The organism is Luteibacter aegosomatissinici (genome assembly GCF_023078495.1).
Taxonomy (GTDB): Bacteria; Pseudomonadota; Gammaproteobacteria; order Xanthomonadales; family Rhodanobacteraceae; genus Luteibacter; species Luteibacter aegosomatissinici.
The window spans coordinates 3792134-3807196 of record NZ_CP095742.1 but is presented as its reverse complement, the minus strand read 5'-3'; the positions used below and the strand labels follow the sequence as shown (position 1 = coordinate 3807196).

Sequence of the window (15063 nt, the reverse complement as noted above, 5' to 3'; positions counted from 1 at the left end):
ACTCCATGATCCCCATTACGTTTGAACTCTACGCCAACCTGGAACGGCTGGCCGGCACGCGCGAATACGGCATGAATGCCCCGACCGGGGTGCATACCGTTGGCGAGGCCCTGGCGCTGCTGGCGGCTGCGCGCCCGGAACTCGCCGGTTCGCTGGAACGGTGCGCGTGTGTTTCCGGCGACACCATCGTGCGCCGGGCCGATCCGTTGCCGGCAGATGGCCGTATCGCGCTGCTCCCACCCGTGGCCGGGGGTTGATCATGGCGCACGCCGTGCTTTCCCACGAACCGCTCACCATCGAGCCGCTGCTCGAACTGGACAGGCACCCGGAATGCGGTGGCCTGGCCATGTTCGTCGGCACCGTACGTGACCATCATGAAGGCCGCCATGTGTTGCACCTGGCTTATACGGCGCATGAACCGCTCGCCGCGCGGGTCATCCGCGATGTGGAAGAAGATACCCGCCGCCGCTTCAACGTGCCCTACGTGCGCATCGTGCACCGGCTGGGCGACCTGGCGATCGGTGATATCGCCATCGCGTGCGTGGTGCGTGCGCCACACCGCGCCGAGGCGTTCGAGGCCTGCCGCCACGCGGTCGATGCCGTCAAGCACACGGCGCCGATCTGGAAAGAAGAGTTCTACGCCGACGGCACCAGCGCGTTCGTCGAAGGGTGCTGCATCCGGGATGACCTGGATGGACCAGAGCCGACGCCGCACCGCCACCACTCCCACGCGAGCCACGGATGAAAGACGTCAGCCAGAAGCCGGATTCCAAGCGCGTTGCCCGCGCGACAGCCACGCTGCATGCGCCCGCCCACTGCATCGCCTTGCTACGGAGCGGCGACACCGAGAAAGGCGATCCGCTGAAAACGGCCCGTGTCGCCGGTATTCTCGCGGCCAAACGGACGGATGAGCTGATTCCGTTATGCCACCCGCTGCCAATCCATCGCGCGGATGTGGCGTATGAACTGGCGGATACCTCCGTGCGGGTCATTGCCGAGGTCGAAACCATCGGCCCCACGGGTGTGGAGATGGAGGCGCTGACTGCCGCGAGCCTTGCCGCGCTGACGCTTTACGACATGCTGAAACCGTATGCCGAGCCCGATGAGCTGCATATCGAGGATTGCCGCCTGGAGCGCAAGCTCGGCGGCAAATCCCATTACCGCCGCACACTGACGCAACCGCGCAGCGCCGCCGTGCTCGTGCTTTCCGATACCGTGGCCAGCGGTGCGAAGGCGGATACGGCAGGTACCTATGTGCGCGATGCGCTGGAGGCGGCCGGGTTCTCGCCCATCGAGTACAGCGTGCTCCCGGATGACGCGCACGTGCTGGGCAGCACCTTGCGTACCCTGCGCGAGCGGAAGATCGAACTGGTGATCACCGTGGGCGGCACCGGACTGGGCCCGCGCGATATCACGGTGGATACCGTAAAGCCGATGCTCGATGTCGAGATTCCAGGAATCATGGAAGCTGCGCGTGCGTTCGGCCAGCAGCGCATGCCCTTCGCGATGCTCTCGCGGGGCGTGGCTGGGTACGCGGGCGACACCCTGATCCTCACCTTCCCGGGCAGTCGCGGCGGTGCCAGTGAATCGCTGGCCGCGACGTTGCCCGGCCTGGTGCACCTGCTAGAGACCGGCCGCGGCGGTGGGCGGCACCCCGGCGGCTACGGCGAGGCGCACTGACATGGCGCTGCTTCCCCTCGGCGAGGCATTTGCCCGATACAAGGAATCGCTGTCACCGCTAGGCACGCAGCGCGTGCCCGTCGAACTTGCCCTTGGCGCTGTGTTGGCCGAATCACCGCGTGCGCGCATTGCGTTGCCACGTTTCACGCAGAGTGCCCTGGATGGCTATGCCGTGCGCAGCCGCGATGGCGAGCGGCCGCGCACGCTGGTCGGCACCGCTGCTGCGGGCGAACTCGCCAGCGCCGCCGTGGGGCCTGGCCAGGCCGTACGCATCCTTACCGGCGGCATGTTGCCGGAGGGCGCCGATAGCGTGGCTCGCCAGGAGATCGTGGATCGCGACGGCGAGGAGATCGCGTTGCGTGAGCCTGTGCGTGCCGGTGAGGGCGTGCGCTATGAAGGCGAAGAACTGGTCGAAGGCACGGTTATCGCGCACACGGGGCAGCGGGTGAACGCTGGCATCCTAGCGGCACTGGCGATGGCCGGCGTCGATAGCGTGGAAGTACACCGGCGGCCACGCGTGGCGGTACTCGTGACTGGCGACGAGGTGGTGCGCGCGGGTGAGGACCTGTTGCCAGCGAAGATCTACGACGCGAACGGGCCGCTGTTACGCGCCTGGTTCGTCGAGCATGGATACGGCGAGCCCGTCGTCGCGTACGTTCGTGACGATGAGGCCGCGCTCGAGGAAGCCATGAGCGCGGCGCTGGATAGCGCGGACCTGGTGGTCACCAGTGGTGGTGTTTCCGTGGGCGATCGCGATTTCGTGCCGCTCGTCGCCGACAGGCTGGGCGTGCGCAAGGTGTTCTGGAAAGTGGCACAGAAACCGGGCAAGCCGCTTTGGTTCGGCGTGCGCGAAGGGCGTGCGTTGCTGGGCATGCCAGGCAACCCCGCAGCCGTACTGGTCTGCCTGGCCGTGCATGCGCGGGCCGTGCTTGGCCATCTGGAGGGCGAGACGACGGCACAGCCCGAGTGGCGGCACGGTGTGCTCGATGGGGCTGTGGAGGCCGATGGCGAGCGCGACCGCCTGGTGCGCATGCGCCTGGATATGAGCGATGCCGTGGCACGGCTGGCGCTATTGCCGCGGCAGGATTCGCACATGCTCAGCAACCTGGCTTCGGCACACGCGCTGGTGTGGTTACCGTCGCGCGAAACATCATTCCAGCCCGGCGATAAGGTTGCCTGGCTAGCGCTGTAGGAGCGGGGCGAACCCCGCCAACACCCGGGCGTGAGCGCATGTCCCATCGCGCGCAAGTGCACTCCTGCAGCTGCCCCGCGCGGAAACCGCGCGGGGCGAGGTATTACCAGGCCTTCACGTCCGACACGACGACCGTGTAGTCCGACATTTCCGGCGAGTAGCGGAACAGGCGGCCCAGGTCGAAATCGACGCTCTTGCCCGGGTCGATGTTGGAGGTGCCGGCCGGCCAGCCCTGCTTGCTGGCGATGACCTTGCCCGAGGCATCCTTCGCATCGATGCGGATCTGGGCGGCGGCGGCTTCGCCGCACTTGTTCACGAGGTTGCCCTTCATGCTGAAACGCGGCTGGCCGGAGCCCTGCTGCAGCTTCACGGCGAACCCGTCGATGGCGAAATCCTTGACGGCACACGCGGCTTGCGCAGACAGCGGGGCAGCGAGCATCAGCACGGCGGCGATGGCGATCTTCTTCATGGTAATCCCTGTTTCGATGGCTAAAGCGGACGCCCGGGGCATGTGGGGGGCGTTAGCAGGGCTATCGGCCGTCTCGGCGGGGACTTTAGGGTTCGGCGCGAACCCGGCAAGCGGCGTTCAGGTTGCTGCCGGGAAAAGGTCGGCGATGGGCTCGCCCAGGCCGTCCGGCATGAACCAGCGCTTGACCGGCGCAAAACTGCGGCGGTGGGCATCGCAGGGGCCCAGGCGTTCCAGGGCGTCCAGGTGTTCGGGCACGCCATAGCCCTTGTGCCTGGCAAACCCATAACCGGGATGCACCTGGTCCAGCGCCTTCATATGGCGGTCGCGGCTGACCTTGGCCAATATCGAGGCGGCACTGATGGCGGGTTCCGTGGCGTCACCACCGATAACGGCCTGGGCGGTGCAGGGGAGGGTGCGCGGGAGGCGGTTGCCGTCCACCAGGGCCATGGTGGGCGCGAGTGACAAGCCCATCAGCGCCCGGGTCATGCCCGCCATCGTGGCCTGGAAGATGTTGATGGCGTCGATCTCCTCGCGCTCGACGAAGATCACGCTGTACGCCAGCGCGCGCTCCACGATGCGCGCGTAAAGCTTCTCGCGCGTGCCTTCATCCAGTTGCTTGGAGTCGTTCAGGCCGCGGATGGCCCGCGCTGGATCGAGGATGACCGCCGCCACGACGACGGGACCCGCCAGCGGGCCGCGCCCTGCCTCGTCCACGCCGGCTACGACGAGGTCGGGACTCAATTGGCGCGTGATGTTCAGCCTGCGTGGCATGCGTGCTTCGCCTACGGCGCTGCGCTTGTGGCAGGCATGGCGGGCGCGTTCACGAAATCGCCCACGGCATCCGCGGCATGGTCGGCCGCGCGCTCCAGCCCGCCGCGCAGCTCCTGGTGAAGGAACTCGAACGCGGCGACGATGGCACCACGGCGATCGCTATCGCCCAGCATGGCCAGCGTGGCGTCAGCCAGGTTGGCCGGCGTGCAGTCATCCTGCATGAATTCAGGGACGAGCAACGTACGGCCGAGGCCGCAGGCGCGGCCCAGTATGTTCGGCAGGCTATAGACATCGGTCTTCAGCATGCGCAATGCCTTGGCGATGCGGTAGCTGGTCGGTGACACCCGATACCCGACCACCATGGGCCGCTTGGCCAGCATGGCCTCGAGCGTGGCCGTGCCTGACGCGAGCAGGACGACATCGGCGGCCAGCATGGCCTGATGGGAGTGGCCGTCGATCAGCAGGGGGGGCGTGCCGGGAAAACCCGATAGCAGCTCGCCCAGGCGTGCATGCACGCGCTCGTTCGCCGCGGGAACCACGATCTGCAGGTTGGGCATGGCCACGCTCACGCGGCGGGCAGCCTCGACGAAGATGGCCCCGATGCGCTCAATCTCGCTGGGCCGGCTGCCGGGGAGCACCGCGAGCACGGGGACCCCATGCGGGATACCCAGCGCATCGCGCGCACCGGCACGATCGGACACCATGGGAAAGGTATCGGCGAGCGGGTGGCCGACGAAGCGGGCATCCACGCCATGTTTCGCATAGATCGGCGGTTCCATCGGGAACAGGCAAAGCACCCGGTCGGCCGACTGGCCAATCTTCTCCGCGCGCTTTTCACGCCATGCCCAGACCGATGGGCTTACGTAGTGAACCGTCCGCAGGCCCGCCGCCTTCAGCTTACGCTCCACGCCCAGGTTGAAGTCCGGGGCATCGATGCCGATCGTGACATCGGGGCGCTCATCGAGAAGGCGGCGAACCAGTGCCTTGCGCAGCCTGAGCAGGCGCGGCAGGTGTTTCACCACCTCGGCGAAGCCCATGACCGAAAGCTCGCGGATATCGAACCAGGATTCGAAACCGCGGGCCATCATGCGGCGGCCGCCAATGCCGACGAAGCGCGCGGCGGGGTAACGGGCACGCAGCGCATCGAGCAGGTCGGCGCCGAGCTGGTCGCCGGAATCCTCGCCGGCGACCAGTGCGATGAGCGGTGCGTTTGCCACGGCCATCACCGGGCGAGCGAGCGCTCGCTGCGATCCAGGAAATCGAGCATCTGGCGCACGTCTTCGCTGGTTTCAGCTTGCGTGACCAGCTGCTCGCGGGCCTCGGCCAGCGGCAACCCTGCCATGTACAGCGTGCGGTAAGCGCGCTTGATGGCGGCGATGCGCGTGGTATCGAAACCGCGGCGCTTGAGGCCTTCGCTATTGATGCCGCGTGGGCGGCCGCGCGTTTCGTTCGCCATCATCACGAAGGGCGGTACATCGGAACCGACCAGGCAACCCATGCCGATGAACGCGTGTGCGCCGACCTTGCAGAACTGGTGCACGCCGGAATACCCCGACATGATGGTCCAGTCGCCGATCTCGGCATGGCCCGCCAGGGCGGAGTAGTTGGAGAACACGACGTTGTTGCCCACCTGGCAATCGTGCGCGATGTGCACGTAAGCCAGCAGCCAGTTGTCGTTACCCACGCGCGTGACGCCACCGCCATCGCCGGTTCCGCGATTGATGGTGACGAATTCGCGAATGAGGTTACGGTCGCCGATGACGACTTCCGTGCGCTCACCCTGCCATTTCTTGTCCTGCGGCGGCCCACCGATGGACGCGAACTGCAGGATGCGGTTATCGCGGCCAATGACCGTGGGGCCTTCGATCACCACATGCGGGCCGATGCTTGTACCTTCGCCGATGACCACGTCGGCGCCGATGATGCTGTACGCACCGATGCTGACGTTATCCGCGATCCGCGCGGAAGGATCGATCTGCGCGGTCGGGTGGATCATTTGTCGCTCCTCGCGGCGCACATCAGTTCGCAGCAGGCGACGACCTTGCCATCGACCCGTGCGGTGGCCTCGAACAGGCCCATGCCGCGGATAAGGCGCTTGAGCGACACCTCCATGACGAGCTGATCGCCCGGCGCGACGACGGCCGAGAAGCGGGCGTTGTCCACTTTCACCAGATAGAACAGCGGGCTGCCGGCCGCGCCATCCACCTGGCTGGTGATCTGGGTCAGCAACCCGGCGGTCTGCGCCATGGCTTCGACGATAAGCACGCCCGGCATCACCGGGTGGCCGGGGAAATGACCCTGGAAGAAGGGCTCGTTGATCGTGACGTTCTTGACCGCCGTGATCGTCTTACCCGGGTCGATCGCGATGACGCGATCCACCAGCAGGAACGGATAGCGGTGCGGGAGCAGCCGCTGGATCTGTTCGACATCCACCGGGAGCGTCACGGCAGCTTTCAATTCGGTCATTGCCCTTTATCCTTTTCCAGCGCCGCCAGGCGGCGCGCAAACTCATCTAGGTGTTTCATTCGCGCCGCGTTCTTCCGCCACTGGCGGTTTTCCTGCAGCGGGGAGCCCGACGAATACTCGCCGGCCTCCCGGATCGATGCCGTGACCAGGCTTTTCGCGGTGATGGTAACCCGGTCGGCCACTTCGAGGTGGCCGAGGATGCCCGCATTGCCGCCGATCAGGCAGTAACGGCCAATTTTCGCACTACCGGCCACCGCAGAGCACCCTGCCATGGCCGTATGGGCGCCGATATGCACGTTATGGGCGATCTGGATCTGGTTATCCAGGCGCACGTCTTCGTCGAGCACCGTGTCTTCCAGCGCGCCACGGTCGATCGTGGTGTTCGCGCCAATTTCACAGTCATCGCCGATACGCACGCCGCCTAACTGGGGCAGTTTCACCCAATGGTCGCGATCGAAGGCGAGCCCAAACCCATCGGACCCGATCACCGCGCCAGGATGGACGAGGACCCTTTTGCCCAGGGTGACGCGGATCACCAGCGTGACGCGCGCCACCAGGCGCGAGCCGGCTCCGACCACGCAGCCCGGGCCAATCGTGCAATGCGGGCCCAGGATGGCGCCTTCCTCGACGACGGCGCCGTCTTCCACGACGCAGCACGGACCGATGCTGGCCGTGGCGTGGATACGCGCTGACGGGGCGACCACCGCGCTTGCGTGGATGCCGCGGGGCGCCTCTGGCATGACCTCGAACAGCGCAGCGATTTTCGCGTAGGCGACGTAAGGATCCTTCGCCACGAGGGCCGCGCCCTGGCGCAGGGGCAGGGCATCCGCGTGTAGCACCACGATGCCGGCCTGCGTCTCGGCGAGCTGGGAGGTGTACTTCGAATTCGACAGGAACGTGAACTGGGAAGATGTCGCCGCCGCCAGCGTACCGACGCCATCGACAGTGGTGGCGGGATCGCCATGCGCTTCCAGGCCAAAGCGCTCGGCAAGTTCGGCCAGGGTGTAGTGGGGGTTGCCGCTCACGGGGGGACTCCCAAAAGAGAAGGGGTGGCAGGGGATTAGCCTGCCACCCCGGGATTGTACAAAACCGCGTTACGGCGTTTTTAGAATTGGTTGCCGAACGTGAACTGGATGCGCTCGACGAAGCGGTTATCACCCGGCTGCTTACGGAACGGCACGGCGAAGTTGATGATCAGCGGGCCGATCGGGGCCTGCCACTGCAGCGAGAGACCGGTGGAGGCACGCAGTTCGCTGGCCTTGAAGGACGAGTAGCTCTCGTACACGTTGCCGACATCGACGAACCACGACACGCGAGCCGTGTTCACGTCCTTCAGGAACGGCAGCGGCAGGAACACCTGCGCCGTACCGAGGGTCTTGAACGCGCCACCGACCGGCTGGCCGTAGCTGTAGTAGCCGCCCGAGCAGTTGTTCTTCTTGTCCGGGGTGGAGCTGGCGCTGCCGCCATCGCACAGGCGGGGGCCCAGGGTGTTGTCCTGGAAGCCGCGGACGTCACGCACGCCACCGGCGTAGTAGTTCTCCCAGAACGGGAACGCGACCTTTTCACCCTTGGAGTACAGCTTGACCGGGTTGCCGTTGGCATCGAGACGGATGCTACCGGTCGTCGGATCGATGTCGTAGCCGTCGTGGTCGTACTTCTGGCCGTACGTGTTGCCGTAACCCACCTGGCCATCGAGGTAGAGCACGAAGCCCTTGCCGATCGGCCAGTAGTGGTTGGCTTCGCCGAAGATCTTGTAGTACTGCACCGTGGAGCCGGGCAGTGCACCCGAGATCGACAGCGACAGCTGGCCACCGCGCGTCGGCGCCCAGTAGCTGTTGCGGGTGTCGTGGGTGTAGCCCAGGCTCGAGGTCCACGAATGGATCGTTTTGTTGCCGAGCGCATCCTGGTAGGCCACCAGCTGGCGCGGCGTGTAGTACGAGCTGTTGATCAGGTTCGAGCTGATGCCCAGGCTGGTCGACAGGTTATCGAAGTCGGTGATCGGGAACGACAGCGTCGATTCGAACGACTTGGTGCTGTACGTGTAATTCGCCAGGTCGGTATCGCCGTAATCGAGCTTGCTGTAACCGAGGTTATAGCCCAGCGAGATGCCCGAGTCGGTGAGGTACGGGTTCACGTAGCTCGCGTTGACGCGCTTGTAGTACGTGCTGGTTTCCGCACCAATCGAGAAGCGGTCACCCGTGCCCATGAAGTTGTTCTGCGATACCGAGGCCGACAGGATGATGCCCGAGTACTGCGAGTAGCCCACGCCGAACATCAGCGAACCGGCGGACTGTTCTTCCACCTTCGCGGTCAGGTCCACCTGGTCGACCGTGCCCGGAACCAGCTGCTTGTCGATATCGACGGTCTTGAAGTAACCCAGGCGCTGCAGGCGGGTCTTCGAACGATCGATGGCGCCCTGCGAGTACCACGCGCCTTCGAGCTGGCGCATTTCGCGGCGGAGCACCTCGTCTTCGGTTCGGGTATTGCCCTGGAACACCACGCGGCGCACGTACACGCGCTTGCCCGGCTCGATGAACAGGGTGAGATCGGCGGTGCGCTTGTCCTTGTCCAGCTTCGGCACCGGGGTGACCTTGGCGAAGGCGTAACCGATGTTGGCGAGGATGGCCTTGATCGCGTCGGAAGACGCTTCGATGGCGGCGCGGTTGAACGTATCGCCCTTGTGGATGTAGACCAGCTTGCGCAGGGTCTCTTCCGGCAGGATGAGCTCACCCAGGAGCTTCACATCGGAAACGGTGTAGACCTCGCCTTCCTTGACGCTGGCATCCACGTACATGGCGCGCTTGTCCGGGCTGATCGCCACCTGCGTGGAATCGATGCCGAAATCGGCGTAGCCGCGGTTCATGTAGTAATTGCTGAGCTTCTCGAGGTCGCCCGAGAGCTTTTCACGCGAGTACTGGTCATCCTTGGAGTACCAGGACAGCCAGTTGGACGTATTCGATTCAAAGCCGTCGCGGATCTGCTTGTCCGTGAACGCCTTGTTGCCGACGACGTTGATTTCCTTGATCTTGGCGGCCTTGCCTTCGCGGATTTCGATATCGATGGCGACGCGGTTGCGATCCAGCTGGGTGACGTGCGGATCGACCGACACGTTGTACTTGCCGCGGTTGTAGTACTGGCGGATCAGTTCCTGCTGGACGCGATCGAGCGACAGGCGATCGAAGGTTTCACCCTCGGCCAGGCCGATTTCCTTCAGGCCCTTGCGCAGGTCGTCTTCCTTGATGTCCTTGTTGCCACGCAGCGTGAGCTTGGCGATAGCCGGGCGCTCGATGACCTTGATGACCAGGATGTCGCCTTCGCGATCGATTTCCACGTCGCTGAAGAACTTGGTCTGGTAAAGGGCGCGAATGGCAGCTTGTGCCTTGTCATCGCTGACGGTGTCGCCCTTCTCGATCGGCAGGTAGCTCAGCACCGTACCCTGCGCAATGCGGGTCAGGCCATCGATACGGATATCGGAAACGACAAACGGCTCGAAGGCAAGCGCATTGGCGGACAGGGAGGCAAGCAGGATCAGGGCGGCGATACGCTTCATCGTCGATTCCAATGGGTTAATTCCAGCCACCGGCGGACGAGGCCGGGGACCGAAGAGGAGCACGTGCCGGACTCATGCCCGGCATCGTCTGGCCGCAGGCGCGCAAGCGCCCGTAGCCGGGGTAAGACCGATGCGCGCCCGTCACGAGACGAGCATTCGCTGGATGTCGTTGAAAAACGCCAACCCCATCAGTGTGAACAGCAAGGCGAGCCCCACATACTGGCCGGCGATCATGGTGCGTTCGCTGACCGGGCTGCCTTTGACCAACTCAATAAGGTAATACAGCAGGTGTCCCCCGTCCAAGACGGGGATGGGCAACAGGTTCAAGATCGCAAGACTCAGCGATACCAGGCCCAGGAAGTTGAGGAACCAGCCAAGGCCCTGGTTGGCCGCGCTGTTGGCGACCTGCGCAATGCCAATGACGCCGGAGATGTTCTTTGCGGAGGCCTGGCCCGAGAGCATCTTGCCGATCATGCCCAGCGTGGATGTCGTGCCGGTCCAGGTGGCGCGCAGGGACTCGGTGAAGGCGCGGACCGGCCCGTAGCGCAGTGTCGCGGCTTCCATCGGCTTGCCCGCGATGCCCACGAGCCAGCGGGTGGGCTGGCCCTGCTCGGACTTCATCCGCGCGGTGACATCGAGGGTGGACGCCTGGCCATCACGCTGGATACCGAGGGCGAGCTTGGGTGACTTGGCAGCCTGGTCCTGGACCAGCTTGGTGAATGCCGCGAAATCATCCACGGCGTTGCCGTTGACGCTGGTGATGCGGTCGCCCGGGCGCAGGCCGGCGACAGCGGCCGGATCGCCCGGTACGACTTCGCTGATGATTGCCGGCGGCGATTCCAGGTCGAGGCCCAGTTCATGGTAGCGCTTGCCCGCGTCGCCGAAGGCGAGGTTCTGCACCGGGAGCACGACGTTGCGCTCGGCGCCATCCGTGCCGCGCACGTGCACCGGCACGGGTTCATTGCCAAGCAGGCCGTTGAACAGGACGTCGGTGGCATCGCTCCAGGTGGACACGTTCGTGCCATCGACCGCCAGCAGGCGATCGCCCGGGTGGATACCGGCGACGGCGGCCGGCGTGCCGGGTGCGGCCGTGATGATGGGGGCCACATCGGGGCGACCCACCATGTACATGGCCCAGAAGGCCACGACGGTAAAGACGAGGTTGAATACCGGACCCGCCGCGACGATGGCGATGCGCTTCCACACGGACTTGCCGGTGAATTCCTGGGCGCGCTCACTCTCGGGCACATCACCCTCGCGCGCGTCCAGCATCTTGACGTACCCGCCAAGCGGGATCGCAGCGATCTGGTATTCGGTGCCGTCCTTTGCGACGCGACGCCACAGCGGGCGGCCAAAGCCCACGGAGAATCGCAGCACGCGAACGCCACAGCGGCGCGCGACCCAGTAGTGGCCGAATTCGTGGAAGGTCACCAGGACGCCAAGCGTCACAAGCAGCCAGAACACGGAACCGAGGAATGGGCTCATCTGAGGGGGCGGGTCTCGAAAAAACGTTGGGTGGAACGAGTTTAGCAGTAAGCGCGGTGGAGCACGCCCCGGGCGGCCCGCCGGGCTTCGGCGTCACGCCCGACAAGGGTCTGGACATCGACCACGGGATTGGCCGGCAGTTCCTCAAGAACCCTCTCAACCACCTCTGCGATGCCAAGAAAGGGGAGGGTACCGGCCAGGAAGGCATCCACGGCCACCTCGTTGGCGGCGTTCAGGATCGCGGTGGCGTCCCCGCCTGCGCGCAGCGCCGCGAATGCCAGGGCCAGGCAGCGGAAGGTATCCAGGTCGGGTTGCTCGAAGTCCAGGCGGGCATGGGCTGCCAGGTCCAGCGGCGCCACCCCTGCGTCGATACGTTCCGGATAGGCGAGCGCACAGGCGATGGCCGTGCGCATGTCCGGGTTGCCCAGCTGGGCCAACACCGAGCCATCGGCATAGTCGACCATCGAGTGGACCAGGCTTTGCGGGTGTACCACGACATCGATGGCATCCACGGGGGCGCCAAAAAGGTGGTGGGCCTCGATCACCTCCAGCCCCTTGTTCATCAGGGTGGCCGAATCGACCGAGATCTTCCGGCCCATCGACCACTTGGGGTGGGCGCAGGCCTGATCCGGGGTAATGCTGCCCAGGTCCGCGCGCGTACGCCCACGGAACGGGCCGCCAGAGGCCGTCAGGATGAGGCGGCGTACACCGGCCCGGCCCAGGTCGGGCCGACCACCGGGCAGGCACTGGAAGATGGCGTTGTGCTCGGAATCCACCGGGATGAGATCGCCACCGCCTTCGCGCAGCGCCTGGAGCAGCAGTTCGCCGCCCATCACGATAGATTCCTTGTTGGCCAGCAGCAGGCGCTTGCCAGCGCGTGCGGCGGCCAGGGTCGAATCGAGGCCCGCCGCACCGACGATGGCGGCCACGACGGTATCGCACAGCGGGCCCGCAGCGGCGGCCGTCACGGCATCGGCTCCCGACGCGATCTCGCAGGTCACGCCCGCGGCCCCCAGGCGGCGCGCAAGGTCCGCTTCCATGGAGGGATCGGCCACGATGGCCAGGTCGGGACGGAAGCGCTCGCACAGCTTTGCCAGCGCCTCGGTCCCACGATTCGCAACCAGCACGCTGGCGCGAAAACGGTCCGGGTGGCGCGCGATCACATCGAGCGTGCTGGTGCCGATCGACCCGGTGGCGCCCAGGACCCCTACCTGGCGAATGGCCATGGCTTACAGCCCCAGCAGGAGCTTGCCTGCCGCGAAGATGGGCAGGGCAGCGAACACACTATCCATGCGATCGAGCAGGCCGCCGTGACCCGGGATCAGGCTACCCGAATCCTTCACGGCGGCATGCCGCTTCATCAGGCTTTCAAACAGGTCGCCGACAACGGCGAAGGCGACGGTGACGAAGCCCAGGATGACCAGGCCAACAAGCTTGCCGGTGTCATCAACGCCAAGGATCCAGCCACCCACCAGGGCGACAAGGCCACCGGCGGCGACCGCGCCGTAAACGCCTGCCCAGGTCTTGCCCGGGGAGATGCGGGGGGCGAGCTTGCGTCGACCGAAATAGCGGCCGCTGAAGTAGGCCCCTGTATCGGCGGCCCATACGATCGCCAGGGCCAGCAAGGTCCAGCCATGGCCACGCTCGCTGGCGTGAATGTCGGCTGCGGCGGCAAGCGCCGGCACGATGACCAGCAGGCCCGCGCCGAGCTTCAGCATGCGGTTTTCGCTGTTGGGTGCCGCTGCAAAGGTGAAATGACGCAGCCAGAAGCAGCAGCCGATCCACCACGCGACGCCGGCAAAGGTCAGTGCCGCCAGCAGGCCGTGGGTGCGCACCAGAAGCATCACGATGATGATGACGGCGGCGGCCGCTGCCACGACACCCCGCCCGATCTGCGTGCGGAAACCGGCCAGCTGGGCCCATTCCCACGCAGCGCCCACGAAGGCGATCGCGGCAACGGCTGCAAAGAACCCGGTGGGCGGCAGCAGGATGAGGGCGAGTACGATCGGGAGGAGGATCGCCGCAGTGATGATGCGTTGTTTCAGCATGGGGGTCCGGCGTTAGCTCGTGGCGACCTGTTCGCCGGTGCGGCCATAACGGCGCTCGCGGCGGGCGTAGTCATCCAGCGCTTCGGAAAGGCAGGCGTGGTCGACATCGGGCCAGAGGGTGTCGGTGAAGTAGAGCTCGGCGTACGCAAGCTGCCAGAGCAGAAAGTTGCTGACCCGGCGCTCACCGCCCGTGCGGATGAACAGGTCGAGCGGCGGCTGGTCAGCCAGGCAGGTGTACGTGTGGAGACGCTGCTCATCGAGATCCGCAGCGCTGAATTCACCGCGGCCGATAGCTTCGGCGGCGAGGCGGGCGGCATGGGCGATATCCCAGCGGCCCCCGTAATTCACGGCGACGTTCATGTTCAACGCGGCATTGCCCGCGGTGCGCTCCATGGCGCCACGCATGCGGGCGCGTAACTCGGGCGCAAAGGCGTCCAGGTCGCCCACGAAGCGGATACGCACGCCGTTGCCATGCAGCTCATCCACCTCGCGGTCGATTGCCTTCAGGAACAGCTCCATGAGCGCGGAGACCTCGCCCTCGGGGCGAGCCCAGTTCTCGCTGGAAAAGGCAAAAAGGGTGAGCGACGCGACGCCACGGCGCAGGCAGAACTCGACGGCCTCACGCACGGCCTTCTGGCCGGCGTGGTGGCCGAACGTGCGCGGGCGCAGGCGCTTCTTCGCCCAGCGGCCGTTGCCATCCATGACGATGGCGATGTGGCGGGGAACCCGGGGTTCGGGTTTCGCGGCCATGGGCGCAGGACCGATGGCGCGTCAGAGCGCCATCAGCTCCTTTTCCTTTTCCTTGACGACGTCATCCACTTCCTTGACGAACTTGTCCGTCAGCTTCTGGATGTCGTCATCGGCGCGCTTCTTGTCGTCTTCCGTCACGGCCTTGTCCTTCAGCAGCTTGTCGATGTGCTGGATGGCATCGCGGCGGACGTTGCGGATGGCGATCTTGGCCTGTTCGCCTTCCTTCGCCACGCTCTTGGCGAGCTCCTTGCGGCGCTCCTCGGTCGGCGGCGGGAAGTTCAGGCGGATATCCATGCCCATCGTGGTGGGGGTGATACCCAGGTCCGACGCCATGATGGCCTTCTCGATCGGGCCGATCATGGCCTTGTCGAACGGCTTGACCGAGAGCGAGCGGGCATCCGGCGTGGTCACGTTGGCGACCTGCGAGAGCGGCGTATCCGTGCCGTAATAGGGCACCTTGATGTTATCGAGGATCGACGGGTTGGCACGACCGGTGCGGATCGACTTCAGGTCATGCTTGAGCGAATCGATGCTCTTGCCCATGCGGGTCTCAGCATCTTTCTTGATGTCATTGATCATGGGCGGTATTTCCGTGGATCAGGTCAGCAGGCGAGTATAGCAAAGCGCGCGGTGGGGCCGTGCCGCACCGCGC

16 protein-coding genes are annotated in these 15063 nt (G+C 65.6%); 4 read left to right on the top strand and 12 right to left on the bottom strand.

Annotated elements, in window-relative coordinates:
- The first annotated feature begins 5 nt into the window (after window positions 1-5).
- The 4 genes from L2Y97_RS17155 to L2Y97_RS17140 are packed head-to-tail and all read left to right on the top strand — an operon-like array spanning window position 6 to window position 2872.
- Complete coding sequence (locus L2Y97_RS17155) at window positions 6-257, top strand: MoaD/ThiS family protein (RefSeq protein ID WP_247428997.1); 252 nt, start codon at window positions 6-8, stop codon at window positions 255-257.
- Between the two features lie 2 nt (window positions 258-259).
- Window positions 260-745 carry a molybdenum cofactor biosynthesis protein MoaE gene (locus tag L2Y97_RS17150; protein WP_247428995.1) on the top strand — a complete coding sequence of 162 codons (486 nt, stop codon included), beginning with the start codon at window positions 260-262 and terminating at the stop codon, window positions 743-745.
- Window positions 742-1680 carry a bifunctional molybdenum cofactor biosynthesis protein MoaC/MoaB gene (moaCB, locus tag L2Y97_RS17145; protein WP_247428992.1) on the top strand — a complete coding sequence of 313 codons (939 nt, stop codon included), beginning with the start codon at window positions 742-744 and terminating at the stop codon, window positions 1678-1680. The genes L2Y97_RS17150 and moaCB overlap by 4 nt, the downstream gene beginning before the upstream one ends.
- Window position 1681: 1 nt before the next feature.
- A complete protein-coding gene (locus L2Y97_RS17140) occupies window positions 1682-2872 on the top strand; it encodes a molybdopterin molybdotransferase MoeA (protein WP_247428989.1) in 1191 nt (396 codons plus the stop codon).
- A 103-nt stretch (window positions 2873-2975) separates the two neighbouring features.
- Here the strand turns inward: L2Y97_RS17140 and L2Y97_RS17135 are convergent, their stop codons facing one another.
- The 12 genes from L2Y97_RS17135 to frr all read right to left on the bottom strand — a co-directional run bounded on the left by L2Y97_RS17135 (window position 2976) and on the right by frr (window position 14990).
- A complete protein-coding gene (locus L2Y97_RS17135) occupies window positions 2976-3341 on the bottom strand; it encodes a hypothetical protein (protein WP_247428986.1) in 366 nt (121 codons plus the stop codon).
- 117 nt (window positions 3342-3458) lie between these two features.
- A complete protein-coding gene (rnhB, locus tag L2Y97_RS17130) occupies window positions 3459-4112 on the bottom strand; it encodes a ribonuclease HII (RefSeq protein ID WP_247428984.1) in 654 nt (217 codons plus the stop codon).
- Window positions 4113-4123: 11 nt separating this feature from the next.
- Window positions 4124-5335, bottom strand: a complete 1212-nt coding sequence (gene lpxB / locus L2Y97_RS17125; protein ID WP_247428981.1) for a lipid-A-disaccharide synthase — start codon at window positions 5333-5335, stop codon at window positions 4124-4126.
- A complete protein-coding gene (gene lpxA / locus L2Y97_RS17120) occupies window positions 5335-6108 on the bottom strand; it encodes an acyl-ACP--UDP-N-acetylglucosamine O-acyltransferase (RefSeq protein WP_247428978.1) in 774 nt (257 codons plus the stop codon). Before lpxA ends, lpxB begins: the two co-directional genes overlap by 1 nt.
- Entirely contained in the window at window positions 6105-6578 is a 474-nt protein-coding gene (gene fabZ, locus L2Y97_RS17115; RefSeq protein WP_247428977.1) for a 3-hydroxyacyl-ACP dehydratase FabZ, read from the bottom strand. The genes lpxA and fabZ overlap by 4 nt, the downstream gene beginning before the upstream one ends.
- Window positions 6575-7603, bottom strand: coding sequence for a UDP-3-O-(3-hydroxymyristoyl)glucosamine N-acyltransferase (gene lpxD, locus L2Y97_RS17110; RefSeq protein WP_247428974.1), 1029 nt, complete (start codon window positions 7601-7603; stop codon window positions 6575-6577). The genes fabZ and lpxD overlap by 4 nt, the downstream gene beginning before the upstream one ends.
- 80 nt (window positions 7604-7683) lie before the next feature.
- Window positions 7684-10128, bottom strand: a complete 2445-nt coding sequence (gene bamA / locus L2Y97_RS17105; RefSeq protein WP_247428971.1) for an outer membrane protein assembly factor BamA — start codon at window positions 10126-10128, stop codon at window positions 7684-7686.
- Window positions 10129-10269: 141 nt separating this feature from the next.
- On the bottom strand, window positions 10270-11613 hold the full coding sequence (gene rseP / locus L2Y97_RS17100; RefSeq protein ID WP_247428968.1) for an RIP metalloprotease RseP: 1344 nt from the start codon (window positions 11611-11613) through the stop codon (window positions 10270-10272).
- Between the two features lie 41 nt (window positions 11614-11654).
- A complete protein-coding gene (locus L2Y97_RS17095; RefSeq protein ID WP_247436860.1) occupies window positions 11655-12833 on the bottom strand; it encodes a 1-deoxy-D-xylulose-5-phosphate reductoisomerase in 1179 nt (392 codons plus the stop codon).
- A 9-nt stretch (window positions 12834-12842) separates the two neighbouring features.
- The gene (locus L2Y97_RS17090; RefSeq protein WP_247428965.1) at window positions 12843-13661 is read right to left on the bottom strand and encodes a phosphatidate cytidylyltransferase; all 819 of its coding nucleotides are present in this window, start codon (window positions 13659-13661) and stop codon (window positions 12843-12845) included.
- A 12-nt stretch (window positions 13662-13673) separates the two neighbouring features.
- A complete protein-coding gene (gene uppS / locus L2Y97_RS17085) occupies window positions 13674-14411 on the bottom strand; it encodes a polyprenyl diphosphate synthase (protein ID WP_247428962.1) in 738 nt (245 codons plus the stop codon).
- 21 nt (window positions 14412-14432) lie between these two features.
- The gene (gene frr, locus L2Y97_RS17080) at window positions 14433-14990 is read right to left on the bottom strand and encodes a ribosome recycling factor (RefSeq protein WP_247428959.1); all 558 of its coding nucleotides are present in this window, start codon (window positions 14988-14990) and stop codon (window positions 14433-14435) included.
- Window positions 14991-15063 lie beyond the last annotated feature (73 nt).

Excerpts from the sequence above, each read along its gene's own strand:
- L2Y97_RS17155 (WP_247428997.1), top strand. The coding sequence starts at position 6 with ATGATCCCCATTACGTTTGAACTCTACGCCAACCTGGAACGGCTGGCC.
- L2Y97_RS17150 (WP_247428995.1), top strand. The coding sequence starts at position 260 with ATGGCGCACGCCGTGCTTTCCCACGAACCGCTCACCATCGAGCCGCTG.
- moaCB (WP_247428992.1), top strand. The coding sequence starts at position 742 with ATGAAAGACGTCAGCCAGAAGCCGGATTCCAAGCGCGTTGCCCGCGCG.
- L2Y97_RS17140 (WP_247428989.1), top strand. The coding sequence starts at position 1,682 with ATGGCGCTGCTTCCCCTCGGCGAGGCATTTGCCCGATACAAGGAATCG.
- L2Y97_RS17135 (WP_247428986.1), bottom strand. The coding sequence starts at position 3,341 with ATGAAGAAGATCGCCATCGCCGCCGTGCTGATGCTCGCTGCCCCGCTG.
- rnhB (WP_247428984.1), bottom strand. The coding sequence starts at position 4,112 with ATGCCACGCAGGCTGAACATCACGCGCCAATTGAGTCCCGACCTCGTC.
- lpxB (WP_247428981.1), bottom strand. The coding sequence starts at position 5,335 with ATGGCCGTGGCAAACGCACCGCTCATCGCACTGGTCGCCGGCGAGGAT.
- lpxA (WP_247428978.1), bottom strand. The coding sequence starts at position 6,108 with ATGATCCACCCGACCGCGCAGATCGATCCTTCCGCGCGGATCGCGGAT.
- fabZ (WP_247428977.1), bottom strand. The coding sequence starts at position 6,578 with ATGACCGAATTGAAAGCTGCCGTGACGCTCCCGGTGGATGTCGAACAG.
- bamA (WP_247428971.1), bottom strand. The coding sequence starts at position 10,128 with ATGAAGCGTATCGCCGCCCTGATCCTGCTTGCCTCCCTGTCCGCCAAT.
- rseP (WP_247428968.1), bottom strand. The coding sequence starts at position 11,613 with ATGAGCCCATTCCTCGGTTCCGTGTTCTGGCTGCTTGTGACGCTTGGC.
- L2Y97_RS17090 (WP_247428965.1), bottom strand. The coding sequence starts at position 13,661 with ATGCTGAAACAACGCATCATCACTGCGGCGATCCTCCTCCCGATCGTA.
- uppS (WP_247428962.1), bottom strand. The coding sequence starts at position 14,411 with ATGGCCGCGAAACCCGAACCCCGGGTTCCCCGCCACATCGCCATCGTC.
- frr (WP_247428959.1), bottom strand. The coding sequence starts at position 14,990 with ATGATCAATGACATCAAGAAAGATGCTGAGACCCGCATGGGCAAGAGC.